We start from the raw sequence: 26,249 nt of genomic DNA on the forward strand, positions 1-26,249 counted from the left end.
TGCATCAGTAGGGAACCGGCGCCGCGTGCCGCGGGCCGTGCTCTTCCGCGCGCATGCGCTGCAGCGCGCGCAAACAGTAGTAGCCGAACCACAGCGCCGAAAACACGAGGATGAACGCGTAAATCCAGATCGTCACCGCGGTGATCACCGGGAACAGCACGATCAGCCAGACCGACGACGCCCACAGCAGTGTCGGCAGCGACCCCAGCAGTCCGCTCGCGATGCCGATCAACAGCAGCGGCAAGCGGAAGCGCCGCACCAGCGCGCGCCGCTCGTCACGTGTGGCATGCAGCGCAAGCGCGTCGTAGCTCATCACGCGATACGTCAGCCAACCCCACAGAAGCGGTGGAATCAGCGCGAAAAACGGCGGCACCAGCCAGAGCGGCAATGTGACGACCAGCAGCACGAGACAGACCAGTGTGGTCCACAACGCCTGACCGAGGCTACCGTACCACGTTCCGCCGCGGCGCATTTCAAGGCCGGAGAACTGCCGCGCCGACAGAAAGCGGATCACGGCCGGCATCGACAGCGTGGCGATCAGCAGCAACACCGTGACGACGATCAACGGAATCGCCATCGCAATCACGATGAACGGCGCAATCGCCGCATGCAGCCCCGAGAAGCCGAGCCAATCGAACAGATGATAAAGCGTGACCGTGAACGACCAGCTTTCGAGCCACGCACGGGTGGCGCCAATCAGGGTCTGCCAGGAAAACCACAGGATCACGCCCCACCCGACCGTTGCCACCAGAAACGGCAGGAAAGTCAGCCAGAGCATGCGCGGGTGGAGCGCGCTTGCGAGCGCACGTCCAAACGAGCGCAACAGATCATTCATGCGAGCCAGTGCCGGTGAACGAAACGATGGAATAAGGGAAACGGCGCGACGACCCGGCAAAACGTGCGGCGGCCAGATCAGGATACGGACCGGAAAGCCGAACGGAAAACGAACCGGAAACGTACGCGCAAACGTGAACAGGATAAACCACGTGACGCGCCGCCGGGAAAACCGGCGGCGTGAGAAGAAGCATGCTCAAACCGGAGCGGCGTCGCTGCCCCCGGTGCGGCGCTTCGGCGAAAGCCGCCCGGCGATGCGCACGAAGGCGAGCCAGTGCTGCGCCCAGAAACCGTCGCCGTAGCGCCGGCCTTCGAGTTGGTCGCGGATGCCGGTCGGCTCCATCTCCCGGCTCCAGGACACGCTGCGAAACAGCATGTCCCACCACGGAAACAGCACGCCGAAGTTGCAACCGTACTTCAGGCCTTCATGACCGTAGCCGATTGCATGGTGACGGCGATGGAAAGTCGGGCTGACCAGCAGGCGCTCGCCGAGCCAGCCGAAGTAGAGACGAACATTGGCGTGCTGCACGCTCTGCGCCAGGTTCGTGATTGCCACCAGCACGACGAATTGCGACGGCGGCACGCCGATCACCAGTGCGATCACCGCGAAGAACGACGCTTGCAGCAGATCGTCGAGCAGATGGTTACGGTCGTCGGACCACAGCGACATTTGCTGCTGGCTGTGATGCACCGCATGCAATTCCCACCACACGCCGATCCGGTGCTCCCAGCGGTGATACCAGTAACCGGCGAAATCGAGCACGAGCAGATACATCACGAACGTGACGAGCGGCTGCGTGGTGACGCCCGGCCACAGATTGTCGAATTCGATATTCGCGATGTCGTGCAGACGCAGCCAGGCCTGCACGTTGTCGAAGAACGGCTGCAGCGCGAAAAAGAAGAACAGGTTGAGGATGCCGAGCTTGGCGATCCACGTGTAAATCACGTCGACGCGCACGGCCCTGCGGTTGTCCCACTGCTCCACCGGGCGGAGCGCCTCGAGCGGACGCAGGATCGCGTACATCGCCAGCACCTCGAAGATGCCGACGATTACCCAATACAGGCTGTCGTAAGTGTCTTCGTCGTAGTCCATCAGATCGAAGTGGAACAGCAGCGGCTGCACCACGTCGACGTACAGCAGCGTCTGCACGGCTGAGACGAAGCTGTCGAGAGAAGAAAAAATCAGATGGAACATGGTGCTGGCCTGTTACTTCATTTCTGACGGTTCACCTGTTACAACGTCACGCGCCGTTCGGCGCCGTGACCGGCGCGCGATTGAAGAAATAGATACCGTGCGGCGACCGCCCGACAGCTATCGTCTGGATCAGCTTATGCGTGTTCAGGTCGATGATACCGACATGTTTTGCGAAGCGGAATGTCACCCACAGATAGCGTTTGTCGGCGGAAAGTTCCATGTCGTCCGGCCCGGGCATCAAGCCGGTAATGTCGCCGACATTGGTGAGCGTGTCTTCGTCGATGATGCTGATCGTGCTCGCGACCCGGTTCGACACCGCCACATGCTTGCCGTCGGCCAGCGAGCGGAAGTTGTGCGCGCCCTTGCCGGTCTGGATCGTCTTGACGATTTTCTGGTTGCGCCAGTCGACCACCGCGACATAATCCGCCCCGGTCATGCCGATCAGCAGATATTTCTCGCCCGGTGTCATCCACAGGCCGGCCGGCACCTTGCCGACCTTCATTTTCCATTTGACGGTTTGCGTGGCCAGATCGATAGCGGCGAGCTCGCCCGACACCTGCAGCGTGACGAAAACCGTCTTGCTGTCATTGGTGAACGCCATGTGGCTCGGCATCACCGCGAGCGGCAGACGCGAAGCCAGCGTCATCTGGTTCTTCTGGCTGTCGTAATGATAGATGTCGAGGCGGTCCAGACGCAGCCCGGTGGTGACGAGCCACTTGCGGTCGGGCGAAAAACCGATCTGGTACGGATCCTCGATGTTCTCGACCCAGCGCTGAACCTGGCCCGATTTCGGATCGACGAACATCAGGTTGTTCGACACCGAGTTGGCGACGATCAGCGACGAATTGTCCGGCGTGGCCATCAGGTGGTGGGGTTCCTTACCCGTCGGCACGGTGCCGACGACCTGGTGGGTGGCCTCGTCGATCAGGCTCAGCGTGGCTTCGCCGGAATTGAGCACAATCACGTTGTTGGCGTGGGCCGCCGGAGAAAAAAAGCCTGCGGCAGCCACCAGTGCCGCGCCTGCGGCGAACGTGGCAGTCAAGCCGGGAAGAAAAAATTTACGCATGAAAACTCACTTCGGAGAACAACCATCATTGTAGAACGTTTGCTGTGACCAGCGGTTGACGTGGATGCGGGTGCGATGCGCGAAAAAACGGGGGGACGCCGAGCCTCCGAGGGCGAATCTGTCAGCAAATTCCGAGGCATTGACAACCCGACGCCGGTTTTGCGTAGGAAAATCAGCGGCGACCCGTATCAAATCATTTAACCCACAACACCACAACCCATTAAACTCTCATGTCATTTTATTTTTCATAAGACAAAACAAGATTATTCTTTATATCAAACAACATAAAAATACGCCCACCCAAAACCTATTACACTCCGCCATTTATTTCCAATAATTTAGGAATTGGCTTATATCGGCTCCGCCCCGCCGGACCTGACAATCTCGCCGTTCATCGCCCATGCACTTAATCCCGTGGACTTGAAAGCACGATGCGAGTAATTCGGACGCGCGAATAATTTTTCAGAACACGAAACGGACGGAATAAATAACCGCGGCCGTCGTGCTCTATTTATGCGCGAGACACCAAGGGCGATGACGCCTTTTCCGACTCAAAATGCTTTCGTGTGCCGTCCACGTTCATTGTTCCGGCGGAGTTTTCTGAAAAATGAATAAAATCGACAAATCGGTTTGGTGTGACGTTTCGTGTGACGTTTCGTCTGAAACAGCGGGCTCGTGGGTCGCCGCGTCGGAGACGGTTCGCCCGGAGACGAAACGCGGCGCGGCGCGCAAGCTTGTATTGACGCACGCTGTACTGGCTGGGGCGACGTTGCTGGGCGGTGTGCCGGTGGCGCAGGCGGCCACGGTCTATTTCGCCGCCGGCGCGGTGGCTCCGGGTTCGGATCCCGATGCGATTGCGTCACAACCGGGCTCGGTGGCAGCGGGCGTAGGTTCGAGCGCATCGGCTTCCGGGTCCATCGCGATCGGCAACTGGGCGAAGGCCTCGAACACAGCCGCGATCGCGCTCGGGTTCAACGCGCAAAGCAGCGGTGCGGGGTCATTCGCAGCCGGAATGTGGGCGCTGGCCGACGCTGATTTCAGCACCGGCATAGGCAACTACGCCGTGGCGAAGGGCATCGGCGCGACGGCCCTCGGCGCGTCCGCGCAGGGCAATGGCATGCATTCAGTTGCGCTCGGCTATACCTCGGAGGCGCAAAGCGCCGATTCGGTCGCCGTCGGCTCTTATTCCCGCGCGAACAACTCGCAAGCGAGCGCGTTTGGCGCCAACGCTTATGCGTTCGACGTTGGCAGCACGGCACTCGGCGCCAACGCGCGCGCGGATCGAAGCGGCGCGGTCGCCATTGGCCTTGACGCTGCCGCCTCCGCCGACGGCAGCGTCGCACTAGGCCAAGGCTCAGTGGCTACGCTGGCGAATACCGTGTCGGTCGGTTCGGCCAACCAGCAGCGCCGGATAACCAATGTTGCCGCCGGCACCCAGGCTACGGACGCCGTCAACCTGAGCCAGCTGAATGCCGCTGCCACCGACGCCGCGCGCTATTTCAAGGCGGGCGGCGCCAACGACGGCTCCGACGACGCCGCAGCAACCGGCGACCACTCGGCTGCGATCGGCGCCTCTGCCAATGCGTCCGGCGACCACTCGGCAGCGATCGGCGCCTACGCCAACGCATCCGGCGACGCGTCGTTTGCAGCCGGCACCGCCTCGTGGGCCCAAGGCGACAACAGCACGGCCCTCGGCAGCCTCGCCACGGCAGCAGCCGACGGCTCAACGGCCCTGGGCCACAACGCAAAGGCCGTCGCGGCCAGTTCGGTCGCGCTGGGCCAAGGCTCGCTCGCCGACCGTGCCAACACCGTCTCCGTCGGTGCCAGCGGCGCAGAGCGCCAGATCACCAACGTCGCAGCCGGCACCGCCGCTACAGACGCCGTCAACCTGAGCCAGCTGAATGCCGCTGCCGCTGACGCCGCACGCTATTTCAAGGCAAGCGGCGCCAACGACGGCTCCGACGACGCCGCAGCAACCGGCGACTACTCGGCTGCAATCGGCGCCTCTGCCACGGCGACCGGCGACCACTCGGCCGCAATCGGCGCCTCTGCCAATGCGTCCGGCGACCACTCGGCAGCGATCGGCGCGTACGCCAATGCAACCGGCAACGCGTCATTCGCAGCCGGCACCGCCTCGTGGGCACAGGGCGACAACAGCACGGCCCTCGGCAGCCTCGCCACGGCAGCAGCCGACGGCTCGACGGCCCTGGGCCACAACGCAAAGGCCGTCGCGACCAATTCGGTCGCGCTGGGCCAAGGCTCGCTCGCCGACCGTGCCAACACCGTCTCCGTCGGCGCCAGCGGCGCGGAACGCCAGATCACCAATGTCGCAGCCGGCACCGCCGACACCGACGCCGTCAACGTTGCCCAACTGAGGGAGGTTACGGCTCACACCGACGCCAAACTCGATGGCGCGGTGATGTACGACAAGAACGCCGACGGCAGCGTCAACAGGAACAGCGTCACGCTAGGCGACGCAACGAGCGGCGGCACGGTGATCCATAACGTCGCCGACGGCGTGGACACAAACGACGCCGTCAACCTGGGTCAGTTGAACGCGGCCATCAACAGCGCGGTCAGCAACATCACGGTCAACACGGCCAATCCCTTCTTCAGCGCTGACGGTGACAGCACCAGCGAAGGCGCAGTGTCGTCAGGCGCGCACTCGGTTGCCTCCGGCGCGAATGCGCAGGCCACGGGCACCAACGCCGTGGCGATCGGCGCGAACTCGGTCGCCAGCGGCAACAACGCCACGGCGCTCGGCGCCGCGGCAAACGCCGGCGCAGACAATTCGGTAGCGCTCGGTCAAGGCTCGGTCGCGGATCGGGCGAACACCGTATCGGTCGGCGCGGCGGGTCAGGAGCGTCAGATCGCCAACGTTGCAGCCGGCGTGCAAGGCACGGACGCCGTCAACGTCAATCAGTTGCAGCAGAGCGTGAGCGGCGCCGTCGGTCAGGCCAACAGCTACACCGACGACCAGATCCGCTCGGCCCGCCGCGATTCATACGGCGGCACCGCATCGGCGCTGGCGGCGGCAGGCTTGCCGCAAGCAGTCTTGCCGGGTCGCGGCATGGTGGCGATTGCGGGTGGCACATACGGCGGCCAGTCGGCCATGGCCATTGGCGTGTCGCAACTGTCGGAAACCGGCAAGTGGGTCTACAAGGTGCAAGGTACGACCGACTCGCGCGGTCAGTTCGGCGCGTCCGTCGGCGCCGGCATGCACTGGTAAAACCACGGCAGGAAGCGTGACGGGCCCGCTCGGAACCCGTCACGTCGAGGCCAATGGCGTTGCCGTACTAGCAGCGAGCAGGCGCGGGCCCGAAAGAACTCGCGCCCTTTGCGCGTGACATCATTTTCGAAAGGAGTGGCGTCGCGCGCTTTTTTGCTCGACACCACGTGCAGGAGCGCATCGGCCAACGCTGGACAAGGGAGGCAGGCACCCGCGGCGCCCTACTCCGTGCGCCGCCCAGCGCAGCATCGGTCCCGCATCATCTGGCGCTCAGCGCTGCATCGACTCCCAGACTTTGTAGAGACGCTTCACCGAAACCGGCATCGGCGTACGCAACTCCTGCGCGAACAGCGAAATCCGCAGTTCCTCCAGCAGCCAGCGGAATTCCGACAAACGCGTGTCCAGCACGCCGCCACGTTGCGCCAGCGCGCGCTGATAGTTCTGCAGCAGTGGCTGGAATTCGGCGAATTGCCGTGTGTCGCGTGCGGAGTCCGCCTTGAGCTTGTCGACACGCAGCGCAATGCCCTTCAGGTAACGCGGGAAGTGCGTCAACTGCGCGTACGGCGTATCGACCACGAAGCGTTTGCCGATCAGGCCATCCAGCTGGTTCTGCATGTCCGCATGCGCGGCCGTGAACGCCTTCGCCTGCACCAGCTTTTTCGTGACGGTCGCGTATTCGCCCAGAATCTGCCCAACCAGGCGCGAGATTTCCTGAGCCAGCAAAGTCAGACGGCTGCGGCCTTCGTCGCGGCGCGTATGGAAACTGACGTCATCGGCCGGCAGCGGGTCTTGCAGGCAGGCACGGTCGAGTGCGGTGTCGATCAGTTGATCGCGCAGTTCCTCCTGCGTGCCGCGCGGCATGAACTGCATCGCCATTTCGCGCAGACCCGGGAGATTCTTTTCCAGATACTTGATCGGTTCTTTCAACTGCAACGCGAACAATCGCCGTAACCCAGCGCGATGGATGCGCGCGGCTTCGTCCGGTGAATCGAACACCTCGACGTCGCAATGCGTGCCGCGGTCCACCAGCGCCGGATAGCCGAACAAAGTCTGCCCGCCACGGCGAATTTCGAGCAATTCCGGGAGCTTGCCGAAATTCCACGTCGTCAGCTTTTCGTACAGCGCGGTGCCTTGCGCGCCGTCTTGCGACGCAGTTTGCGGACCGGACGCAGCGACGCCCTTGCCTCGCGGCCCCGCACCGCTTGCCGCACTGACTGCGCCGCCCGCTTGCGCGCCAACGGCCACGCCGCCACCGCCGCCCGCATCCGCCAACGCCGCCCCGGCCGCGCCTGACGCAATCTTCTGAAAATGCTGCTGCGCCTGGCCGCCGAGTTCAGCGCGCAATTGCGCCAGGTTGCGGCCCATCGCGAGCTGCCGGCCATGCTCGTCGACGACCTTGAAGTTCATGAACAGATGCGGCGTCAGCGTCTCGAGTTTGAAGTCCGACTGCTTCATCGCGACCTGGGTCTGCTCGCGAATGTCCGCGATCAGCGATTCGAGCAAACCGCCCGCGCCGAAGCGCGGACCGCTATGCCGCTCGACAAAACCGGCTGCGAACTCAGGCAGCGGCACGCAATGACGCCGCAGCTTCTGCGGCAGCGATTTCAGCAGAAGTTGCGCCTTCTCTTTCAGCATGCCGGGCACGAGCCACTCGCAACGCCGCGCGTCGACCTGATTGAGCGCATACAGCGGCACCGCGAGCGTCACGCCGTCGCGCGGCGAACCAGGCTCGAAGTGATACGTGAGCGCCATCTCGACGCCCGCCATCGTCATGCGCTTCGGGAACAGATCGGTCGTCACGCCGGCGGCTTCGTGCCGCATCAGATCGTCGCGCGACAGATACAGCAGACGCAGCTTGTCTTCCGGCTGGCCGCTCTTCTTCACCTCGTCGCGGTACCAGCGCTCGAACGACGCACCGGTGTAAATGCCTTTCGGCAACGCCTGATCGTAGAAACCGAAAATCAGTTCATCGTCGACCAGCACGTCCTGACGGCGCGACTTGTGTTCCAGTTGCTCGATATCGGCGAGCAGCTTGCGGTTATGCGCAAAGAACGCGAGCTTCGTATCGAACTCGCCTTCCACCAGCGCGCCGCGGATGAACAACTCGCGCGCACGCGCCGGATCCTGTTTGCCGAAGCTCACGCGCCGCCGGTGATAGATCGGCAGGCCGTACAGCATTGCGCGCTCGAACGCCGACACCTGCGCCGCGCGCTTTTCCCAATGCGGCTCGGACAACGACTTCTTCAGCAGATGCTCGCCGATTTTCTCGATCCACTCCGGCTCGATCTTCGCGATGCAGCGCGCGTACAGACGGCTCGTCTCGACCAGTTCCGCGGCCATCACCCATTTGCCCGCCTTCTTCACCAGCGCCGAGCCCGGCCACAAATAGAACTTGATGCTGCGCGCGCCGAGGAAATACGGTTCGTCGTCGGCTTTCAGGCCGATGTTGCCGAGCAGGCCGGTCAACAACGCGAGGTGAATCTGCTCGAAGGTCGCTTCGGCTTCGTTCAGCCGCCAGCCGTGCTCGCGCACCACCGTCAGCAGTTGCGAGTGCACGTCGCGCCATTCACGCAGACGCAGTTGCGACAGGAAATTCTTGCGGCACTCGTCCTGCAATTGCCGGTTCGACTTCTTGTGCGCGATCGCTTCTTCGAACCAGTTCCAGATCTTCAGCCATTGCAGGAATTCTGAGCGTTCGTCGGCGAACCGGCGATGCGCCTGGTCGGCCTGCTCCTGCGCTTCGATCGGCCGGTCACGCGGGTCTTGCACCGACAACGCACTGGCGATGATCAGCACCTCCTTCAACGCCTGCTGATCGCGCGCGGCGAGAATCATCCGTCCGACGCGCGGGTCGAGCGGCAAGCGCGCGAGTTCGCGGCCGAGCGGCGTGAGCTGGTTGTCGTCATCGACGGCGCCGAGTTCGTTGAGCAGCTGATAACCGTCGGCGATGGCGCGGCCAGGCGGCGGCTCGATGAACGGAAAGGTTTCGATCGCCGTCAGATGCAGCGACTTCATGCGCAGAATCACCGACGCCAGCGACGAACGCAAAATCTCCGGATCGGTGAAGCGCACGCGACCCTGATAATCGCTTTCCTCATACAGGCGGATACACACGCCGTCGGCGACGCGGCCGCAGCGCCCTGCCCGCTGATTGGCGGCAGCCTGCGAGATCGACTCGACCTGTAGTTGCTCGACCTTGTTGCGATACGAGTAGCGCTTCACGCGCGCGAGGCCCGTGTCGACCACGTAGCGAATTCCCGGCACCGTCAGCGAGGTTTCGGCGACGTTGGTTGCCAGAACGATGCGGCGCGCGTTCGAGGTGCGGAACACGCGCTCCTGTTCGGCGGCGGACAAACGGGCGAACAGCGGCAGGATTTCCGTGTGCGGCGGATGGTGCTTGCGCAGCGCCTCGGCGGCATCGCGAATCTCGCGCTCGCCGGGCAGGAACACCAGCACGTCGCCGGGGCCTTCGCGGCACAGTTCGTCGACCGCATCGACGATCGCTTCCATCAGATCGCGATCGGTTTCGCGCTGGGTCTTCGGCCTTTCGCGCGACGACGAGGAAGAAGAGCCTTCCGCCGCCTTCACCGCCGGACTGTCCTCCGCGACCGGCCGATAGCGCACTTCGACCGGATAGAGACGCCCGCTCACTTCGATCACCGGGGCGGGCTTTTCTTCGCTGCCGAAATGACGCGCGAAGCGATCCGCGTCGATCGTCGCCGAGGTCACGATCAGCTTCAGATCGGGCCGTTTGACGAGGATTTCCTTCAGATAGCCGAGCAGAAAATCGATATTCAGGCTGCGTTCGTGCGCTTCGTCGATGATCAGCGTGTCGTAGGCTTTGAGCAGCGGATCGGTCTGCGTTTCGGCAAGCAGAATGCCGTCGGTCATAAGTTTGACCGACGCGCCCGGCGACAGATTGTCGGTAAAACGCACCTTGTAGCCGACCACTTCGCCGAACGGCGTGCCGAGTTCTTCGGCGATGCGGCGGCCCGTTGCCGAGGCGGCGATCCGGCGCGGCTGAGTGTGGCCGATCAAACCGGTGCCGCCCGCGCCAAGACCACGCCCGAGTTCGAGGCAGATTTTCGGCAGTTGGGTCGTCTTGCCGGAGCCGGTCTCGCCGCACACGATCACGACCTGATTCTGCGCGATTGCCTTCGCGATCTCGTCACGACGACCGGAAACCGGCAGCGCTTCCGGAAAGGTGATCGGCGGAATCGGGTTCGGTTCGACCACACGCTGAACGCGCGGCGGACGTGGTTCACGACGCGGCTGACCACTTTGCGCTTCACCTGCCTGCGGTGAATTTTGCGCGCGCCCGTCATCACGACGCGCCGGCTGCGCAGCGCCAACGGCATCGGGTTGCCTGCGCGAAGCATCGGCACGCGGCGGCTGTTTGCGCCCTTCATGCGCAGCTTTCGGCGCCTGCGCGCCCGCTTCGCGGCGCGCCTCACGTGGCGGGTGATTTTTCTGCGGCGACGCTTGCGCGCCGTCCGCGATACGTCGCGGCTCGCGCGCCGTTTCCGGCGTGTTGCGGTTAGCGTCCGGCGCCACATTCTCGTTCGCCGGAGCGGGACTTTTGGGTACATTCGACATGGGGGCGCATTATAATCCCCGGCATGAATTCCCAAACCGACCTCGTCCCCGCGCCCGCGAGCGTTCCGGCCCCCGCCGGAACAACGGAAGATCTCGCCCAGCACGCGCAATTCGTCGACTGGATGCGCTCAGTCGCCCCGTACATCCATGCGTTCCGCAACAAGACGTTCGTCGTCGGTTTCGGCGGTGAGGTGGTGCATCAGGGGCTCCTGAATGCGCTCGTGTCCGACATCGCGCTGCTGCAGGCCATGGGCATCCAGATCGTCCTGGTGCATGGCTCGCGGCCGCAGGTCGAAGAGCAGATGAGCCTGCACGGCGTGGAATCCGAGTTCTCGCACGGCATGCGCATTACCGACGCGCGCGCGTTGGAGTCCGCGAAAGAAGCGGCGGGCGAAGTGCGTCTGGATATCGAAGCGGCGATCAGCCAGGGCTTGCCGAATACGCCGATGGCGCACGCGCACATCAGCGTGGTGTCCGGCAACTTCGTGACGGCGCGCCCGGTCGGGATTCTGGACGGCGTCGATTTCGCCCACACCGGTGTGGTGCGCAAGATCGACGCGGATTCGATCCGCCATTCGCTCGCGAGCCGCAAGCTGGTGCTGTTGTCGCCGCTCGGCTTCTCGCCCACCGGCGAAGCATTCAATCTGTCGATGGAAGACGTCGCTTCGGCGGCGGCCATCGCATTGCGCGCCGACAAGATCGTGTTCCTGACCGAGACGCCGGGCCTCATGGGGACCGGCGAAGACGGGCCCGAACTGATTCGCGAACTGTCGCTCGACGACGCCTACAAGCTGCACGAAAGCGGCGAAGTCACGGGCGACGCGGGTTTTTATCTGAAGCATTCGATCCGCGCCTGCCGCGGCGGCGTAGCGCGGGCCCACATCATCCCCTACGCGCTCGACGGCAGCCTGCTGCTCGAACTGTTCCTGCACGACGGCGTGGGCACGATGATCTCGTACGAGAATCTCGAAAGCCTGCGCGAAGCCACGCCGGACGACGTCGGCGGCATTCTCTCGCTGATCGAGCCGCTCGAATCCGACGGCACGCTGGTGCGGCGCGGCCGCCACCAGATCGAACGCGACATCGACCATTTCTCGGTGATCGAGCACGATGGCGTGCTGTTCGGCTGCGCAGCGCTGTACCCTTATCCGCAGGAGCGCATCGGCGAAATGGCGTGCCTCACGGTCGCGCCTGAAGCGCAAGGCACCGGCGACGGCGAGCGCCTGCTCAAACGCATCGAACAGCGCGCCCGGGCACGCGGCCTCACGCGGATTTTCGTGCTCACCACGCGCACCGAACACTGGTTCCTCAAACGCGGCTTCGTCAAGGTCACGGTCGACGACCTGCCGGAAGACCGCCGCCGACTTTATAACTGGCAGCGCAAGTCGCTCGTGCTGATGAAACAGCTCTGAGCAACCCCATATAAAGCGACTGCCCACCGTAACTATTTTTTTATGGGACCGCAGTAAGTGCTGACGCACTCACTCCGGTCGACAAAGGAGAAGCACAGCATGACTCGTACGGTTCAATGCGCGAAGCTCGGCAAGGAAGCCGAAGGCCTCGATTTCCCGCCACTGCCGGGCGAACTCGGCAAGCGGATCTACGAAAGCATTTCGAAGGAAGCCTGGCAGGCCTGGTTGAAGCAGCAGACCATGCTGATCAACGAAAACCGCCTGAACATGGCCGATCCGCGCGCGCGCCAATATCTGATGAAGCAGACCGAAAAGTTCTTCTTCGGCGAAGGCGCCGATACGGCACAGGGCTACGTCCCGCCGGCAGCCGAGTAAGCGCCTTCGGCCGCACGCCGGTATGGGCGGTCAGCCGTATGAAAAATCCGCGCCGCGAGCGCGGATTTTTTTCGCCCTTTTCGCCCTTTTCCCCCTTTTCGCCTGCTTGCCGCGCTTCTCGCTGCTGGACACGCCCGGTTTTCATCGCCGCGTTCGCCACTCGACGCGCCGCATTTTTGCCGAGCCTGTGGCCGCTAAATCGCCGGCTTTCAGTTACACCTTTCCCCGCTTTCAAGCCCCTGCAAAATTCACTAACCGGACCATTTCCGGCCACTTTTAAGCCTCTTTTCCATACCGCCGCAATCCGCTGGATCCCCCGCCACGCAAGGGATTGAGCACCCTTCCCAAGCTGCTGACCGAAGCCCGGGTTTGCGCGATCATCCGTCATCGTGCTATCATGTTCATCGTTCCAACAGCAATTCACCTGCATTTCACCTTCAGTCGCGTTCTTTTCAAGCTGGCTCGCCGTGTCTTTTCTCCGCACGCCGCCACGCTGAATGGGACAGTTTTTATACAAGAAGGCTTGTCGGTCGTTTCCCCGCTTGAGCTCACATCGCGACTCACATCGCGAGCGGCGATCCAGCACCGGCCTTTTTCGTTTCAAGCCTTTCAGCGGCGCATGGGCCAGCTTCCAGCCACCCCGGCGTCCTCATGCATCTGCCCCCCTTCTACGGCCACGCAGATGCAACCGTCAGCACAATCTAGACGAGTGTCTTTTTGCGAATCGTTCGCGAGGCACGGGCGTTCTGTTTTCTTTTCACGCCCCTTTTCTCTATCGCCTGTGGGTGAAAGAGATGCCTTTGCTCTGCTCGCGAAACGGCACTTCCCCAGCACCCGTGGCGGAACGTTCATGCGCGTTTTCATGAGTTTCGTCGCAGTCATTGGAGTTTTCACCTTGACCGCTTCCAGCAACGGCTTCTGGCGACACCACAAAGAAGAACAACGCCTCTCGCTCGACGACATCACCGTCGTCGACAAATCTCTCCTCAAGCGGGCCGTCGGCGCGATGGCGCTCGGCAACGCGATGGAATGGTTCGATTTCGGCGTGTACAGCTACATCGCTGTCACGCTCGGCAAAGTGTTCTTTCCGTCGTCGAGCCCGTCCGCCCAGCTGATCGCCACCTTCGGCACGTTCGCCGCGGCGTTCCTCGTGCGGCCGGTCGGCGGCATGGTGTTCGGGCCGCTGGGCGACCGCATCGGCCGTCAGCGGGTGCTGGCCATGACCATGATCATGATGGCGCTCGGCACCTTCGCGATCGGCCTGATTCCGAGCTACGCGACGATCGGCATTTTCGCGCCGGTGTTGCTGCTGGTCGCGCGCCTCGTGCAAGGCTTCTCGACGGGTGGAGAATACGGCGGCGCCGCGACCTTCATCGCCGAATTCTCGACGGACAAGCGCCGCGGCTTCATGGGCAGCTTCCTCGAGTTCGGCACGCTGATCGGCTATGTGCTCGGCGCGGGTACGGTCGCGGTTCTGACGGCGACGCTCTCGAACGACGCGCTGCTCTCGTGGGGCTGGCGTGTGCCCTTCCTGATCGCGGGTCCGCTGGGTCTGGTCGGCCTGTACATCCGGATGAAGCTCGAAGAAACGCCCGCGTTCAGGAAGCAAGCCGAGCAACGTGAAGCCGAAGACAAAGCGCTGCCGAAGCAATCCTTCCGCGAGTTGCTCATGCAGCAATGGAAACCGCTGCTGCTGTGCGTCGGCCTGGTGCTGATCTTCAATGTCACCGACTACATGGCGCTCTCGTATCTGCCGAGCTATCTGTCGGCCACGCTGCACTTCAACGAAACGCACGGTCTCTTCCTCGTGCTGCTCGTGATGGTGCTGATGATGCCGATGACGCTGGCAGCGGGCCGCCTGTCCGACACGATCGGCCGCAAACCGGTGATGCTGTTCGGTTGCGTGGGTCTGTTCGTGCTGTCGATTCCCGCGCTGCTGCTGATCCGCATGGGTACGGTGCTGCCGGTGTTCGGCGGACTGATGATTCTCGGCGTGCTGCTGTCGTGCTTTACCGGCGTGATGCCGTCGGCGCTGCCGGCGCTGTTCCCGACGAAGATCCGCTATGGTGCGCTCGCGATCGGCTTCAATATTTCGGTCTCGCTGTTCGGCGGGACGACGCCGCTCGTGACGGCATGGCTCGTCGACAGCACCGGCAATCTGATGATGCCCGCGTACTACCTGATGGGCGCGTCGTTGATCGGTATCGTGTCGGTGATCGCGCTGCGCGAAACGGCTCGCAAGCCGCTGCTCGGCTCGGGTCCGTGCGTCGCGACGCGTGCGGAAGCGCATGCTGTGCTGCGCGGCGAGCGTGAAGCGGCGGAGATGGATGAAGGCTACGCTGCCGCGGCTACGGCGCGTGCCTGATGCTGGGGTGTGCTGCGGTAGTTGGTCGAGGTGGTTGATCGCGGTAGTTGATCGAGGCAGTTGACCGCCGAAGTTGCACACGGATCACCCGCATATCGCCCCGCAGTAACGGGCGGCGGCCAACCGCGACAATTCACGTTAGCGTGTCCGCAAACGGGCCGGCAGATATGCCGGCCCGTTTTTCATGTCACCAGGGAATCGAACGTCGCGCTTACATGCGCGCCTTCGATAACGAGCATGCCGGCGGAAATCGGCAACTTGAAACGGCGTGGTCCGGCGCTGCCTGGATTGACGAACAGCACACCGTCGCGCTCACTGATCGCAGGCTTGTGCGAGTGTCCCGTCACGACCACGCCGATGCCTTCGCTGCGCGGATCGCCAGCCACGTCGGCGATGTCGTGCACGACGAGGATCGTCACCTGTTGCACGGTCAGCTTGACGTGCGTCGGCAGCGAAGCGACCGGCTCGCCGATGTCGTTATTGCCGCGCACCGCGGTGACCGGCGCAATCCGCGCGAGCGCATCGAGCACCGTCTGATTGCAAATATCGCCCGCGTGGATGATCGCGTCGCAGCCTGCGAGGTACTGCAGCACTTCGGGGCGCACGAGGTTGTGCGTATCGGAGATCAACCCGATTCGGGTGGCGACGGAGGATGGGATGCGCGAGGTCATCATGCCAGTATCAGTCAACGGTGTGAGTCTGCCTACAGCGGAGCGGTGGGTTGACGCGTCAAAACCCGCACCGGCCGCTTCGCGCGAAGCAAGCGCCTGGTCGCCCCCTGCACCGCCATCGACACCACTGCCGCGCACGCAAAGCTCAGCCACACGCCGTAGTGCGGCAACATCGTCGCGGTCACGGCGAAGAACGCCGCAAACGAGCCGCGCCCGATCACCATGCCGCGCATCAACAGCGCGACAAAGTCCGCGCCATGCGCACGCTGGGCGGACACGGCAAGCACGATGCCGAGCAAGGGAAACACCGACAGCAGCCCGCTCCACGTCGCCCCCATCGACGCGGACAGCGTCGTCACCGCCACCGTCAGCAGCGCGCCGGCGAGCATGCGCAGCGCGAGGTCGCCGAGGCCGACGCGCGCCGCCGGCACGTGACCCGCGACGCGCGGCAGGCCGCTTTGCGAAACGGCAACGGCAACACAGGCCGCCCCCACCGCCCACCACAGTCCAACCGGCAAATGCGTCAGCAGCAGCGCCACGCCGCCCCATCCAAGCATCCCGGCCGCCAGCGCGAGTGGCCATGCTGAGCGCCGGCACGTCCACGCGTACGCAACATTGAACGCCTCGGACGCGGCAATCGCTGCGATCGACGCCGCCGACGCCTGCGCGGCGAACGCCGGCCCGCGCTCCAGTGCGAGCAGCAACACGATCGGTCCGGCCACGACAGGCAGCCCCGCCAGCCATCCCGCCACCGACGGTCCCCACACACGCCCGGCCATGGTCAACGCGGCGAGAAACCCCGGCACCAGCGCGAGCTTGAGCGCAAGCAACATGCTTACGCTTCCATCAGGTGTTCGATGCGGCGGTCGGGCACCAGCCACCACGCCGCGGCCAGCGTATAGAGCGCCGCCGAGAGCCACGGCTGCACGAATGCCAGCGCCATGCCCGCCAGATAGATGACGACGGAAACCTTGCCCTTGAAGTCGTTGCCGACCGCCTTGGCGATCGTCGACTCGCTGCCGTGCTCGCGGATCAGCACACGGGTCAGGATGAAATACGCAATCGCCGACATGAACAGCACGGCGCCGTACATCGCGGTCGGCCAGGCGGCGAGATGATTCTCGCCGACCCAATGCGTGACCGCCGGCAGCAGCGACAGCCAGAACAGCAGGTGGAGATTCGCCCACAGCACCGCGCCGTTGACCTTCTGCACGGTATGGAAGAGGTGGTGATGATTGTTCCAGTAAATGCCGACGTAGATAAAACTCAGCACGTAGGCGCAGAACACGGGGATCACGGGGCGCAGCGCGGCGAGATCGTAGCCGTCCGGCACCTTCAATTCGAGCACCATGATCGTAATGATGATGGCGATCACGCCATCGCTGAAGGCTTCGACGCGTCCCTTGCCCATCGGTCGGTTTCCTGATTGTGTAGTCGCGATTGTGAAGACCTGTGCTTGCGAGCGTGGCGCACCGCCATTGCCTACCCTTACCCGCCGGACTCGCCGTATGCGGGACCGGCGAGGCAAATCCGCACGCCGCCGATTATCGGCGATGACCACGGGACTTGTCGAATGCCGGCCGGCGGCGCAGGCGCGCCTCACCTTATCAGCGCACCCCGCTCGCTTAACAACTGACGAAGAATGCTGCGATGGCACCGGCTCTCGTCCTCGCAATAGCAACCGACGGAAAAGTTTGCCGTTCTCGACAAGGCGGCAAGCAGGTCCAACACCTTGCTGGCATCGCCACCATTCATCTCCGCGCGAAATTTTTTTGCGAACGCGGCCCACTCGGCATCGCTCGTCACCGCCTTTGCCTGTTTGACCAACTCCGCGTCAGGCGACAGATTGGGCAGCCACACATCGTAATAGTCGCGGGCGCCGAATTCCGCCCGGGGTACGCCACGCGGCGGTCGCCGCACGGTGCCGATACGCAGCCCTTCGTCGGGCGCTCTCGGAGACCCGAGCTGGACGATGCTAACGCTCATGTTTTTTTCCCAGTTCGTGGTGAACTCGCGACCTTCCCCAGTCGGGTCGATACGCGCCGCTCGTCAGTGGTTCCGCGATCCAGCTGCGACGTCTGCGGCTCAACGTCTCAGGCCCTTCATCGCCTCAATTTCCATGGCCGCATTCCGCTCTTCGCTCGCCTCGATCGGGTCCATCGCCTCGTCGATCGACGCGGCGGCACGTTCCGCCGCTGCTTTCGTTTCGTCGAAAACGGGATCGAATTCCGCCTCGTCGTCGCCCGGCGGCTCCAGCATGTCGCGAAGCATGGACGCCAGTTCCGGCGTGTTCCAGGGCGCGCCCTGCTGCTTCTGTTTCTTGATGTAGTGTCTGACTTCCGCGTCCTGTTCCGGGGTCAACGGAAGACCGCGAAAAGTGCTGTTGGGGTCGGCATCAGTCATGATCTCGCTCCAGGATACGTGCCAGTTCGAGTTTAATCCAGTTAGCGCGCCGTGATCTCGGCGATCGGTCAGCGCGTATCGAGCTGTCTTGCGCTGTCAGGGTTCGTTTGGCGCGAGACGGCGTTGGCTGGTGATCGGTCAGCGGCAAACCTCAGGGTAGTAAACCGCCAGCCACACGCTCGGCTCCACGTCGCTCGTCCATGCCACCCGGTGCCGGCAATGCGCTTCGATCAACACGTGGTCGCCCGGTTTCATCGGATGCGGCTCACGCTCGCCTTCGAATTCGAGCGTCGCCGCGCCGCTCAGCAGCACGACCCACTCGGCCCGTGGACTGTCGTACCAGAAGCCCGGCGGGCTGGCGTGCCCTCGCGAGACGATCCTCTCGATGCTCACGCCGGCGTCTTCCACGAGCGCGTCGATCTGCTCGTCAGGACCTGACGGCGCGCTGAGATCGAAGAGGTTGCCGCTGCTGATCATGCGTTTCATCGCTTGTTCTCCGGCCGTGCTCGTCACCTGCGTTCGCCGCGCATTTTCTCCGGCAATGCTCGTTACCTGCTTTCGCCGCGCAGTTTCTCCGGCCATGCTCGCCACCCGGTTGGTTTGCCACCGGCAACACCGTTCATTTCATCGGCTTGAGTCCGTCGAGCAAAGTCGGCACCAGCTCGCTGATGGTCGGATGAATGTGCATGGCGTACTGCAAGGTCGGATACGGCGCGCCGGCCGTCATGATGTCGACGAACGTGTGCAGCGCTTCGTCGCCCTCGATGCCGTGGATCGCCGCGCCGAGAATCTGCCTGCTCTGCGCGTCGACCAGCACCTTCATGAAGCCGTCGGTCTCGCCGCGTTCGCGCGCGCGGCCCACCCGCGTCATCGGCATGGTGGCGATCAGCGCGTCGCGGCCGGTTTTGCGCACGTCGGCCTCCGAGAGTCCGACGCGTGCGAGCGGCGGGTCGACGAATACCGCATACGTCATGATCCGCGTATCGACGCTGCGCGCGCCGCCGTCGAGCAGATTGGCGGCGACGATCTGAAAGTCATCATAGGAAGTGTGGGTAAAGGCACCGCGTCCGTTGATGTCGCCGATCGCCCAGACGCCCGGCACGTTGGTGCGCAACTGGCCGTCGACGGGAATCGTGCCGTGCTTGTCCGTCTCGATGCCGGCGGCGTCGAGGCCGAGGTCGTCGGTATTCGGTTCGCGTCCGGTGGCGAACAGCAGGTGCGACGCTTCGAGCGCGGGAATGTTCTGCTCAAAGCCGATGCACACCTCGTTCTCGTGATGCGGATGCGGTTCGACCCGCGAGGGCTGCACGCCGAAGACAAACTCGATCCCCTCGCGCGCCAGCACCTTCTGCACGGAGTCGGCGAAGTCGGCATCCTCGCGCGTGAGCACGCGCCCGCCGCGCACCAGCACCGTCACCCGGCTGCCGAAACGGCGAAAAATCTGCGCGAACTCGAGTGCGATATAGCTGCCGCCGACAATCGCCAGGTGGTCCGGCAATTCGGTCAGTTCGAGCAGATTGGAATTGGTGTAGTAGCGAATGCGCTCAAGCCCGTCGAGCGGCGGCACGACTGCGCGCGTGCCGGTATTGATGAAGATTTCGTCGGCGCTGAGTTCATCGCGCACCACGCCGTCCGGGCCGCCGATGGCGAGCGTATGCGCGCCGGTGAAGCGCGCGTGGCCGGTGAAAACGGTGACGTTGGCCGTGCCGCGCAGCCATTTCTCGACGCCGTCGCGCGATTGGCCGATGATCCTGTCCTTGCGCGCCTTGACGGCTGCCAGATCGACGCTGACCGCGCCGCTCACCTGCACGCCCAGGTCCGCGGCGTGGCGCGCCACGTGGGCCGCACGGGCGCTGGCCACATAAGACTTGGTGGGTGTGCAGCCGACATTCACGCAGGTCCCGCCGAAAGCCCCTCGTTCGATGACCGCTGTTTTACGGCCGCTTTGGCCGAGACGGACGGCAAGCGGCGCCCCGCCTTGTCCTGTGCCGATCACGACTGCGTCGAAGTGCTGTGGCATGGCAGATCTCCCGAGGCTGGGGTGCAGGTCGTAGCATCTTACCCTCAGCGCCTCGTGTTGCCTCGTGTTGCCTTGTGCTGCCTTAAGTTGCCTCCGGACGCCTTGTTCGCCCGTGCTCGTGCGTTCTCGTGCGCTCCGTTGCGCTCTGCGAAGTCACCGCGCCGGCCGGCAATCTGTTTCCGCTCCGCCGATAGGCCGACGCTGGCCGATTGTTGGGAATTGCGCCCGAAGCCGGTGCCAACCGATTGTTGGAAATCGCGCCTGGTTGTGTTCAGGCGTGGCAATGCACGGCGCAGATCAATTCGCGCGAACGTTGCAGCGCGGCCTGCGCACCGCGTGCCGCGACGACCCAGCCGACCTGGCCGAGGTTGAAATCCTGCGACACCATCACCTGCATGAGGGCGACCATCGGCAGGATCACCGCCGGTCGATAGAGCTGGTTTTGAATCAAGGCTGGCATAACGGCTCCCATCGCGCTGGGCCGTTTCGGCATGGCGCGGAATATACATTTCGATGGGAGAATTTTAGGGAGACCGGAGGCGCGGATAAATACCGGGAACGCGAAGGCACTTGTTTGCGAAACTGAACAATCGAATCCGGACGCCTGCAGCAGTGGGAGCCGACTGCCGCATTAACCCATCCGGTGAAATGGGTTTGATGTGGCTGTGGCCGTAGCCGTAGCCGCAGCCATAGACATAGCTGTAGGCGTAGCCGCAGCCATAGCCGCGCCCGCGCCCGGAAACGCCGGAGGGCGTTTATGAAGCGCTGGCCAACCCCACCTGCGCGTCATGCAAACTACGCGCATAAGCGCTTGCCCCCACAGGCCGGCTATAAAAATACCCCTGTTGCTTGTCGCAAGCGATTCCGCGTAAAAACGCCGCCTGCTCGGCGGTCTCCACTCCTTCCGCCGTGACGTTCATGCCGAGCGAATGGGCCATCGCCACCACCGCCTGCGTGATCGCGATCGAATCGCGATGATCCGGCAAGCCGGCGACGAAGGAGCGATCGATCTTCAGGTTATGCAGCGGAAACCGCTTCAGATACGACAGCGACGAATAACCGGTGCCGAAATCGTCGACGGAAATGCGCACGCCCATCGCGCTCAACGCGCTCAGCATCGGCAGGACGGCGTCGCTGTCGCTCATCAGCAGCCGCTCGGTGATCTCCAGTTCGAGCGCCGCCGGCTCGAGCCCGGACTGTTCGAGACAGCGCTCGATCCGCTCCACCAGCCCGCCTTTGAACTGACGCGGCGACAGATTCACCGCGACGATCAAATCCGGCGCCAGCGTGCGCCGCCATTGCGCGACCTGCTCGCAGGCCCGCGCCAGCACCCAGGCGCCGATCTCGACGATCAGGCCGGCGTCTTCGGCCACGGGGATGAATTCCGCCGGCGAGACATTGCCCAGCTCGGCGTTGTACCAGCGCAGCAGCGCCTCGGCGCCGATCGTGCGGCCGTCCTGGCTGTCGACGATCGGCTGATACACGAGGCTCAGTTCGTCGGTGGCGAGCGCGCGCCGCAATGCCTGCTCGATCATGAAGCGGCGTTGCAGATGCTGATTCAGCTCGGCGGTGAAGAACTGAAAATTGTTGCGGCCGCATTGTTTCGCGTGGTACATCGCCGAGTCGGCGTTGCGCATCAGCGTGGGCACGTCCTGACCGTCCTCGGGAAACAGACTGATGCCGATCGACGCCCCCATGTAGTACTCGTTGTCCGCCACCGCGAACGGTACGGCGATCGTGTCGAGAATGCGCTGGGCGAGCGCGATCAGCCGGCCCGTGCTTTCGTATGCGCTGACCACGATCACGAACTCGTCGCCGCCCACGCGCGCGAGCGTATCGTCGCGCGCGACACACGCCGACAGCCGCTCCGCCACGCTGCACAGAAGCGCGTCGCCGGCCTCGTGACCGGCGGTGTCGTTGACCTTCTTGAAACCGTCCAGATCGACGAACAACACGGCGACCCGCGCCAGTTCCCCCATGCCGGCCACCTCGCCCGGGGCGAACAGATCGCGCATTCGCTCGGCCAGATAAGCGCGGTTGTAGAGGCCCGTGAGCGGATCGCGCGTGGCCAGAAACTTGAGCTGCTGTTGCGCCTCGCGCACCGGCCCGATGTCGGTGAACGAGATCAGCACCGAGCTGGGCTCGCTGTCGCCCGGCTTGATGATCGGCACGACATTCTCAGTAATCCAGACGACATCGCCGTCGGTCAGCTCCAGACCCATCGTGACGCCGAGCCTGGGTTTGCCGGTTTCCAGCACCTGACTGGTCGGACGATCCGCGTCGGTGACGACGGAACCGTCCTCGTGATACGCGCGCACCATCACCGTCAGAATGTCGTGGCCGATCAGATCGGGGCTCGCCCGCAGAATGCGCTGCGCACTCGGATTGCAGGCCAGCACCACGCCGTCGCGCGACTGCACGATGATGCCTTCGTTGAGATGATCGACAACCAGCCGGTGATGCTCCTCGCTGTGCGCGAGGCGCCGCGCCATTGCATCCTGATGGACGGCGAGCCCGACACTGTGGCTGATGTCGTGAAGCATCGCCGCTTCTTCGGCGCTCGGCCGGCGCGACGTACGGTGATAGACCGCGAACGCGCCCAGCACCTTGCCGGCATCGTTTTCAAACGGCACCGACCAGCACGCGCGCAAACCGAGCGGCAACGCCAGGTGCCGGAAATCGGCCCACAGCGGATCGGTTTCGATATCTTCGACAGCAACCATGCGCCGCTCGTACATCGCGGTGCCGCAGGACCCGGCTCGCGGGCCGATCGGGACGCCGTCGATCGCGGCGCTGAAGTGCGCCGGCAGCGAAGGCGCGCCGCCCACGCGCGCGCGTGCGCCGTCCGCATCCAGTAGCAGGATCGAACAGGTCGCACCATCGCCCAGCAGCGCTTCCGCGCGGCGGCATACCTCATCGAGCAATTCCGGCAGCGGCGTGTTGCGGGTAATCAGCCGCAACACCGTCCGCTCCGACGCCAGCACCCCCTCGGCCCGGTCCGCCCCGTAGCGGGTGCCCTCTGGCGCTGCTCCCTGCGTGCAATCTGATGTCGCTTCGCGTGTCATTTGTGCGCCCCCTAACCCCACATCGGCAGGTTAGTGTACGCGGCGCACCGGGGTTTACGCGAGGCCGGCGCACTTAAATCGCGTTGCTTCGCGCAAAAGGCGTGCGCCGGACGGCTAGCGGGTCAGCGAATGCAGCGTCTGCACCATTAACACCGTGACTCCGACGATTGCGGCCGTCGTCAGCGCCAGCCCCGCCAGATGTGCGAACAGCGCCACACGGGCGTCGAGCGGCGCGGATATCGCGCGTGAATCGGGGACTGCCGGCGCGGCTGTCGAACCGCTTTCGCCCGCCCTGCCATTGGACGTGCCGCGGTTGAACGTGCCGCACCCGGGCGTACTGCACGCACTCACGTCAGGCTCGCGATGCCCGGCCGCGCGAGGTGCAGCACCTCGTAGACCGTGCGGCCCGCCGTGGCGACCGGCGCCGCCGCCGACAGCGTGAGACGGATCAGCTTCCAGTTGGCGACGTCGAGCGCTGAGACCACGGCCACCGTATCGTCCTGCTCCGCAATGCGGCGGTTCTCCTCGGCCAGCGCCGCGCGCAGCTCGGCGCGGTTGTCCTGCTCGCCGATCGGCTGCTCCTCGCGATACAACGCGAGCGCCTTTTGCGCCGGCCCCTTGCGGGCATCGAGCGGCAGCCAGGTTTCGACGTCCGGACGGCCGAAGTCGTCGATCACGTTCTGAAAGCGCGAGCCCATGAAGAAGTCGGCGGTCTGCTCCGCGTCGAGCCACAGATACACCGCCGAATACACGTTCGCGGTGGCGCCGAAGCGGCCCCGTTCACGGGCGACGAAAGCCTTGAATCCCAGCCCTTCGGTCGCGTCCCACAACGGGCCGCGCTGCGTCGCGCGCTCGCGAATGATCCCCATGTCATAGGTGGACGGCAGACGGTGCGAATACTGTTTGGCAAGCATGGCGAACTCCTTGTGGTTTCGACTGAGGATAAGCTTGCGCCGGCTCGATCATTACATCAAGATATGGTGATTTATATCTGCGATAAAGTTTTGATATGAGCACCCTCGCCCGTCCTCTCGATCTGGATGCGATTCAGGCCTTCGTGCTAGTGGCGGATCTCGGCAGCTTCACGCGCGCCGCGGAAGTCATGGACACCTCGCAGGCCGCAATGAGCCTCAAGCTCAAACGGCTCGAAGCGCGTCTGGGCTACCGCTTGCTGGAGCGTACACCGCGCGCCGTGAGGCTCTCGGCGCGCGGCGATGCCTTCATCGGCGCGGCCCGGCAACTACTGTTGGCTCACGAGCGCGCACTGGCGGGAACCGCCGATGCGCCGGAGCGCCGGCTCAAGCTCGGCATCAGCGACCACGTGGCGGGGCCCAATCTGCCGGCGTTGCTGGGCCGGCTCGCCGCTTACGATCCGCTGCTTGTCATCGAGGTGCGCATTGCCGCGTCACGCGACGTGCTTGCATGGTTCGAGCGGGGTGAAGTCGACGCGGCGATCGGCCGTCGCGAGGGCGATCGCCGCGATGGACAGCTGCTGGCCGAGGAACGGCTGGGCTGGTTCGCGGCGCCGGGCTGGCAGCATCGCGAGGGGCAGCCACTGAAGCTGGCGACGCTCGCCGCACCGTGCGGCATCCGCGCGATTGCCACGGACGCGCTCGACGCGGCCGGGATCGCGTGGACCGAGGTGTTCGTCGGCGGCGGTGTGATGGCTGTCGGCGCGGCCGTCAGCGCGGGGCTCGCCGTGGCCGCGCTGGCGCAGCGCGTGGCGCCGGCGGGAGCGGTCGAGGTCGGCGAGCAGCTCGGCCTGCCGACGCTGCCGACCTCCAAAGTGGTCCTGCATACGCGGTTGAGCGACCCTCGCTCGCAGGAAACGTTGCGAGCGGTCAGTTCGGCGTTTCTTAACGCGGCGTACTGAAGGGACGCGCCGGCTCACCGCGTCGCCAACGCGGGATAGCGAGCGCGTCGCAGCGAGCTGCCTTGGCCGGGTGCCGCTCGTGCTTTGCGGCGATGAGGACCCCGAATCCCGACCCTGATTCCAGCTCACACGAGTCGAGGTGCCTGCCCCTCGTCACCTGAGGCGTCAACGCGATCAGCCGCGCTGATCCGGGGGCCGGTTGCCTCCGCCTCCGCTGTCCCCTCCTCCGCCCGAAGGTCGGCCGCCGCCACCCTGTTGAGGCCCGCCTTGAGGGCGGTTATTCCCGCCGCCTTGCTGACCTCCCGGTGGACGGCCGCCTGCATTATCCGGCTGCTGGCCGCCCGGCGGACGCCCGCCGGCATTCCCCGGCTGCTGCCCGCCCGGCGGCCGCCCACCCGCATTCCCCGGTGCCTGCCCGCCCGGTGGCCGCCCACCCGCATTCCCCGGTGGTTGACCTCCCGGCGGCCGCCCACCCGCATTCCCCGGCGGCTGCCCGCCCGGCGGACGCCCACCCGCATTCCCCGGTGGCTGACCTCCCGGCGGCCGCCCGCCGGCATTCCCCGGCTGCTGACCTCCCGGCGGACGCCCACCCGCATTCCCCGGTGGCTGACCTCCCGGCGGCCGCCCACCCGCATTCCCCGGCGGCGGGCCGCCTGATGGCCGCCACCCTGGCGGCCGTCCGGCACCGGGTCTCGGCGGTGGCGGGGGCGGATGATGGGCCCAGCGCGATTGCTGGCCATACCACGGCCTGCCCCGATAATAATTGCCCCAATAAGTGCCGATCGAGAACGTCACGATCGGCAACCCGATCACCGTGCCGTAGCTCATCACCGGCACATTGCTGCCCTGATAGGGATAGCTGAGCCTCCCCGCATACACCCATCCGCGCAGGTTCGGCGCGGCAACGTCACACCATTGATAGCTGCTGATGCAACCCATCACGCTAACGGGGACACCGCCCGGCAACTGTGTCACGACCGGATAGTCCGAAGCCGGCCCGGCGCGCACGTTGACCGTGCCGTTCGTATAAGCCTGCGACTGCGCGGACGCCGCTGCTGGCAGGGCCAGCAAGCCAACCGCGGCGTATATGCATCGAACGAGGTGCTGTTTCATTTTTTGTCCCGTTTTTATGTCCCGCGTTTGCG

22 protein-coding genes are annotated in these 26,249 nt (G+C 64.5%); 6 read left to right on the top strand and 16 right to left on the bottom strand.

From position 1 onward, the window contains the following. Positions 1–4: 4 nt before the first annotated feature. From DSC91_RS19080 to DSC91_RS19095, 3 genes are all read right to left on the bottom strand, one after another. Entirely contained in the window at positions 5–835 is an 831-nt protein-coding gene (locus DSC91_RS19080) for an EI24 domain-containing protein (protein ID WP_115780392.1), read from the bottom strand. 195 nt (positions 836–1,030) lie between these two features. Then, a complete protein-coding gene (locus DSC91_RS19090; protein WP_115780394.1) occupies positions 1,031–2,029 on the bottom strand; it encodes a sterol desaturase family protein in 999 nt (332 codons plus the stop codon). A gap of 46 nt (positions 2,030–2,075) precedes the next feature. Next, entirely contained in the window at positions 2,076–3,095 is a 1,020-nt protein-coding gene (locus DSC91_RS19095) for a YVTN family beta-propeller repeat protein (RefSeq protein ID WP_115780395.1), read from the bottom strand. A gap of 607 nt (positions 3,096–3,702) precedes the next feature. Here DSC91_RS19095 and DSC91_RS19100 point away from each other — a divergent pair. Next, a complete protein-coding gene (locus tag DSC91_RS19100; protein WP_115780396.1) occupies positions 3,703–6,324 on the top strand; it encodes a YadA-like family protein in 2,622 nt (873 codons plus the stop codon). A 270-nt stretch (positions 6,325–6,594) separates the two neighbouring features. Here the strand turns inward: DSC91_RS19100 and hrpA are convergent, their stop codons facing one another. Beyond that, positions 6,595–10,920 carry an ATP-dependent RNA helicase HrpA gene (gene hrpA, locus DSC91_RS19105; protein ID WP_115780397.1) on the bottom strand — a complete coding sequence of 1,442 codons (4,326 nt, stop codon included), beginning with the start codon at positions 10,918–10,920 and terminating at the stop codon, positions 6,595–6,597. A gap of 23 nt (positions 10,921–10,943) precedes the next feature. On the opposite strand from hrpA, the gene argA reads away from it, so the two are divergent. From argA to proP, 4 genes are all read left to right on the top strand, one after another. Then, on the top strand, positions 10,944–12,332 hold the full coding sequence (gene argA / locus DSC91_RS19110) for an amino-acid N-acetyltransferase (protein WP_115780398.1): 1,389 nt from the start codon (positions 10,944–10,946) through the stop codon (positions 12,330–12,332). A 99-nt stretch (positions 12,333–12,431) separates the two neighbouring features. Continuing rightward, a complete protein-coding gene (locus tag DSC91_RS19115; RefSeq protein ID WP_054043359.1) occupies positions 12,432–12,707 on the top strand; it encodes an oxidative damage protection protein in 276 nt (91 codons plus the stop codon). 22 nt (positions 12,708–12,729) lie between these two features. Next, positions 12,730–12,987, top strand: a complete 258-nt coding sequence (locus DSC91_RS37545; protein WP_162831441.1) for a hypothetical protein — start codon at positions 12,730–12,732, stop codon at positions 12,985–12,987. Positions 12,988–13,569: 582 nt separating this feature from the next. Next, positions 13,570–15,072, top strand: a complete 1,503-nt coding sequence (gene proP, locus DSC91_RS19120; protein ID WP_229758052.1) for a glycine betaine/L-proline transporter ProP — start codon at positions 13,570–13,572, stop codon at positions 15,070–15,072. Between the two features lie 182 nt (positions 15,073–15,254). Here proP and DSC91_RS19125 read toward each other — a convergent pair whose 3' ends face one another. The 11 genes from DSC91_RS19125 to DSC91_RS19175 all read right to left on the bottom strand — a co-directional run bounded on the left by DSC91_RS19125 (position 15,255) and on the right by DSC91_RS19175 (position 24,145). Beyond that, complete coding sequence (locus tag DSC91_RS19125) at positions 15,255–15,743, bottom strand: metallophosphoesterase family protein (RefSeq protein ID WP_115783338.1); 489 nt, start codon at positions 15,741–15,743, stop codon at positions 15,255–15,257. A gap of 32 nt (positions 15,744–15,775) precedes the next feature. Continuing rightward, positions 15,776–16,576, bottom strand: a complete 801-nt coding sequence (locus tag DSC91_RS19130) for a hypothetical protein (RefSeq protein ID WP_175171779.1) — start codon at positions 16,574–16,576, stop codon at positions 15,776–15,778. A gap of 2 nt (positions 16,577–16,578) precedes the next feature. Then, entirely contained in the window at positions 16,579–17,154 is a 576-nt protein-coding gene (locus DSC91_RS19135; RefSeq protein ID WP_115780399.1) for a TMEM175 family protein, read from the bottom strand. 188 nt (positions 17,155–17,342) lie between these two features. Then, a complete protein-coding gene (locus DSC91_RS19140) occupies positions 17,343–17,729 on the bottom strand; it encodes a DUF488 domain-containing protein (RefSeq protein WP_115780400.1) in 387 nt (128 codons plus the stop codon). Positions 17,730–17,828: 99 nt separating this feature from the next. Beyond that, positions 17,829–18,146 (bottom strand): hypothetical protein, encoded by a 318-nt coding sequence (locus tag DSC91_RS19145; protein WP_115780401.1) that lies wholly within the window; start codon positions 18,144–18,146, stop codon positions 17,829–17,831. A 138-nt stretch (positions 18,147–18,284) separates the two neighbouring features. Continuing rightward, complete coding sequence (locus DSC91_RS19150; protein WP_115783341.1) at positions 18,285–18,623, bottom strand: cupin domain-containing protein; 339 nt, start codon at positions 18,621–18,623, stop codon at positions 18,285–18,287. Between the two features lie 142 nt (positions 18,624–18,765). Then, entirely contained in the window at positions 18,766–20,166 is a 1,401-nt protein-coding gene (locus tag DSC91_RS19155; protein ID WP_115780402.1) for an FAD-containing oxidoreductase, read from the bottom strand. Between the two features lie 271 nt (positions 20,167–20,437). Beyond that, complete coding sequence (locus tag DSC91_RS19160) at positions 20,438–20,626, bottom strand: hypothetical protein (RefSeq protein WP_054043350.1); 189 nt, start codon at positions 20,624–20,626, stop codon at positions 20,438–20,440. 295 nt (positions 20,627–20,921) lie between these two features. Further along, positions 20,922–23,231: a putative bifunctional diguanylate cyclase/phosphodiesterase gene (locus tag DSC91_RS19165; protein WP_115780403.1), complete on the bottom strand. Its 2,310-nt coding sequence runs from the start codon at positions 23,229–23,231 to the stop codon at positions 20,922–20,924. A 114-nt stretch (positions 23,232–23,345) separates the two neighbouring features. Further along, the gene (locus DSC91_RS19170; protein ID WP_115780404.1) at positions 23,346–23,582 is read right to left on the bottom strand and encodes a hypothetical protein; all 237 of its coding nucleotides are present in this window, start codon (positions 23,580–23,582) and stop codon (positions 23,346–23,348) included. Continuing rightward, a complete protein-coding gene (locus tag DSC91_RS19175; RefSeq protein WP_115780405.1) occupies positions 23,579–24,145 on the bottom strand; it encodes a DUF4865 family protein in 567 nt (188 codons plus the stop codon). The genes DSC91_RS19170 and DSC91_RS19175 overlap by 4 nt, the downstream gene beginning before the upstream one ends. 95 nt (positions 24,146–24,240) lie before the next feature. Between DSC91_RS19175 and DSC91_RS19180 the strand changes: the two genes are divergently transcribed. Beyond that, positions 24,241–25,104 (top strand): LysR family transcriptional regulator, encoded by an 864-nt coding sequence (locus DSC91_RS19180; protein ID WP_115780406.1) that lies wholly within the window; start codon positions 24,241–24,243, stop codon positions 25,102–25,104. Positions 25,105–25,278: 174 nt separating this feature from the next. Here the strand turns inward: DSC91_RS19180 and DSC91_RS19185 are convergent, their stop codons facing one another. Next, positions 25,279–26,217 carry an SH3 domain-containing protein gene (locus DSC91_RS19185; protein WP_115780407.1) on the bottom strand — a complete coding sequence of 313 codons (939 nt, stop codon included), beginning with the start codon at positions 26,215–26,217 and terminating at the stop codon, positions 25,279–25,281. Positions 26,218–26,249 lie beyond the last annotated feature (32 nt).

The sequence above is a fragment of the Paraburkholderia caffeinilytica genome (assembly GCF_003368325.1).
Lineage (GTDB): Bacteria > Pseudomonadota > Gammaproteobacteria > Burkholderiales > Burkholderiaceae > Paraburkholderia > Paraburkholderia caffeinilytica.

Excerpts from the sequence above, each read along its gene's own strand:
- DSC91_RS19080 (WP_115780392.1), bottom strand. The coding sequence starts at position 835 with ATGAATGATCTGTTGCGCTCGTTTGGACGTGCGCTCGCAAGCGCGCTC.
- DSC91_RS19150 (WP_115783341.1), bottom strand. The coding sequence starts at position 18,623 with ATGATCAGCAGCGGCAACCTCTTCGATCTCAGCGCGCCGTCAGGTCCT.
- DSC91_RS19130 (WP_175171779.1), bottom strand. The coding sequence starts at position 16,576 with ATGTTGCTTGCGCTCAAGCTCGCGCTGGTGCCGGGGTTTCTCGCCGCG.
- DSC91_RS19185 (WP_115780407.1), bottom strand. The coding sequence starts at position 26,217 with ATGAAACAGCACCTCGTTCGATGCATATACGCCGCGGTTGGCTTGCTG.
- DSC91_RS19125 (WP_115783338.1), bottom strand. The coding sequence starts at position 15,743 with ATGACCTCGCGCATCCCATCCTCCGTCGCCACCCGAATCGGGTTGATC.
- DSC91_RS19140 (WP_115780400.1), bottom strand. The coding sequence starts at position 17,729 with ATGAGCGTTAGCATCGTCCAGCTCGGGTCTCCGAGAGCGCCCGACGAA.
- DSC91_RS19160 (WP_054043350.1), bottom strand. The coding sequence starts at position 20,626 with ATGCCAGCCTTGATTCAAAACCAGCTCTATCGACCGGCGGTGATCCTG.
- DSC91_RS19165 (WP_115780403.1), bottom strand. The coding sequence starts at position 23,231 with ATGACACGCGAAGCGACATCAGATTGCACGCAGGGAGCAGCGCCAGAG.
- DSC91_RS19135 (WP_115780399.1), bottom strand. The coding sequence starts at position 17,154 with ATGGGCAAGGGACGCGTCGAAGCCTTCAGCGATGGCGTGATCGCCATC.
- hrpA (WP_115780397.1), bottom strand. The coding sequence starts at position 10,920 with ATGTCGAATGTACCCAAAAGTCCCGCTCCGGCGAACGAGAATGTGGCG.
- DSC91_RS19115 (WP_054043359.1), top strand. The coding sequence starts at position 12,432 with ATGACTCGTACGGTTCAATGCGCGAAGCTCGGCAAGGAAGCCGAAGGC.
- DSC91_RS19095 (WP_115780395.1), bottom strand. The coding sequence starts at position 3,095 with ATGCGTAAATTTTTTCTTCCCGGCTTGACTGCCACGTTCGCCGCAGGC.
- DSC91_RS19175 (WP_115780405.1), bottom strand. The coding sequence starts at position 24,145 with ATGCTTGCCAAACAGTATTCGCACCGTCTGCCGTCCACCTATGACATG.
- DSC91_RS37545 (WP_162831441.1), top strand. The coding sequence starts at position 12,730 with ATGGGCGGTCAGCCGTATGAAAAATCCGCGCCGCGAGCGCGGATTTTT.
- argA (WP_115780398.1), top strand. The coding sequence starts at position 10,944 with ATGAATTCCCAAACCGACCTCGTCCCCGCGCCCGCGAGCGTTCCGGCC.
- proP (WP_229758052.1), top strand. The coding sequence starts at position 13,570 with ATGAGTTTCGTCGCAGTCATTGGAGTTTTCACCTTGACCGCTTCCAGC.
- DSC91_RS19180 (WP_115780406.1), top strand. The coding sequence starts at position 24,241 with ATGAGCACCCTCGCCCGTCCTCTCGATCTGGATGCGATTCAGGCCTTC.
- DSC91_RS19100 (WP_115780396.1), top strand. The coding sequence starts at position 3,703 with ATGAATAAAATCGACAAATCGGTTTGGTGTGACGTTTCGTGTGACGTT.
- DSC91_RS19145 (WP_115780401.1), bottom strand. The coding sequence starts at position 18,146 with ATGACTGATGCCGACCCCAACAGCACTTTTCGCGGTCTTCCGTTGACC.
- DSC91_RS19155 (WP_115780402.1), bottom strand. The coding sequence starts at position 20,166 with ATGCCACAGCACTTCGACGCAGTCGTGATCGGCACAGGACAAGGCGGG.
- DSC91_RS19090 (WP_115780394.1), bottom strand. The coding sequence starts at position 2,029 with ATGTTCCATCTGATTTTTTCTTCTCTCGACAGCTTCGTCTCAGCCGTG.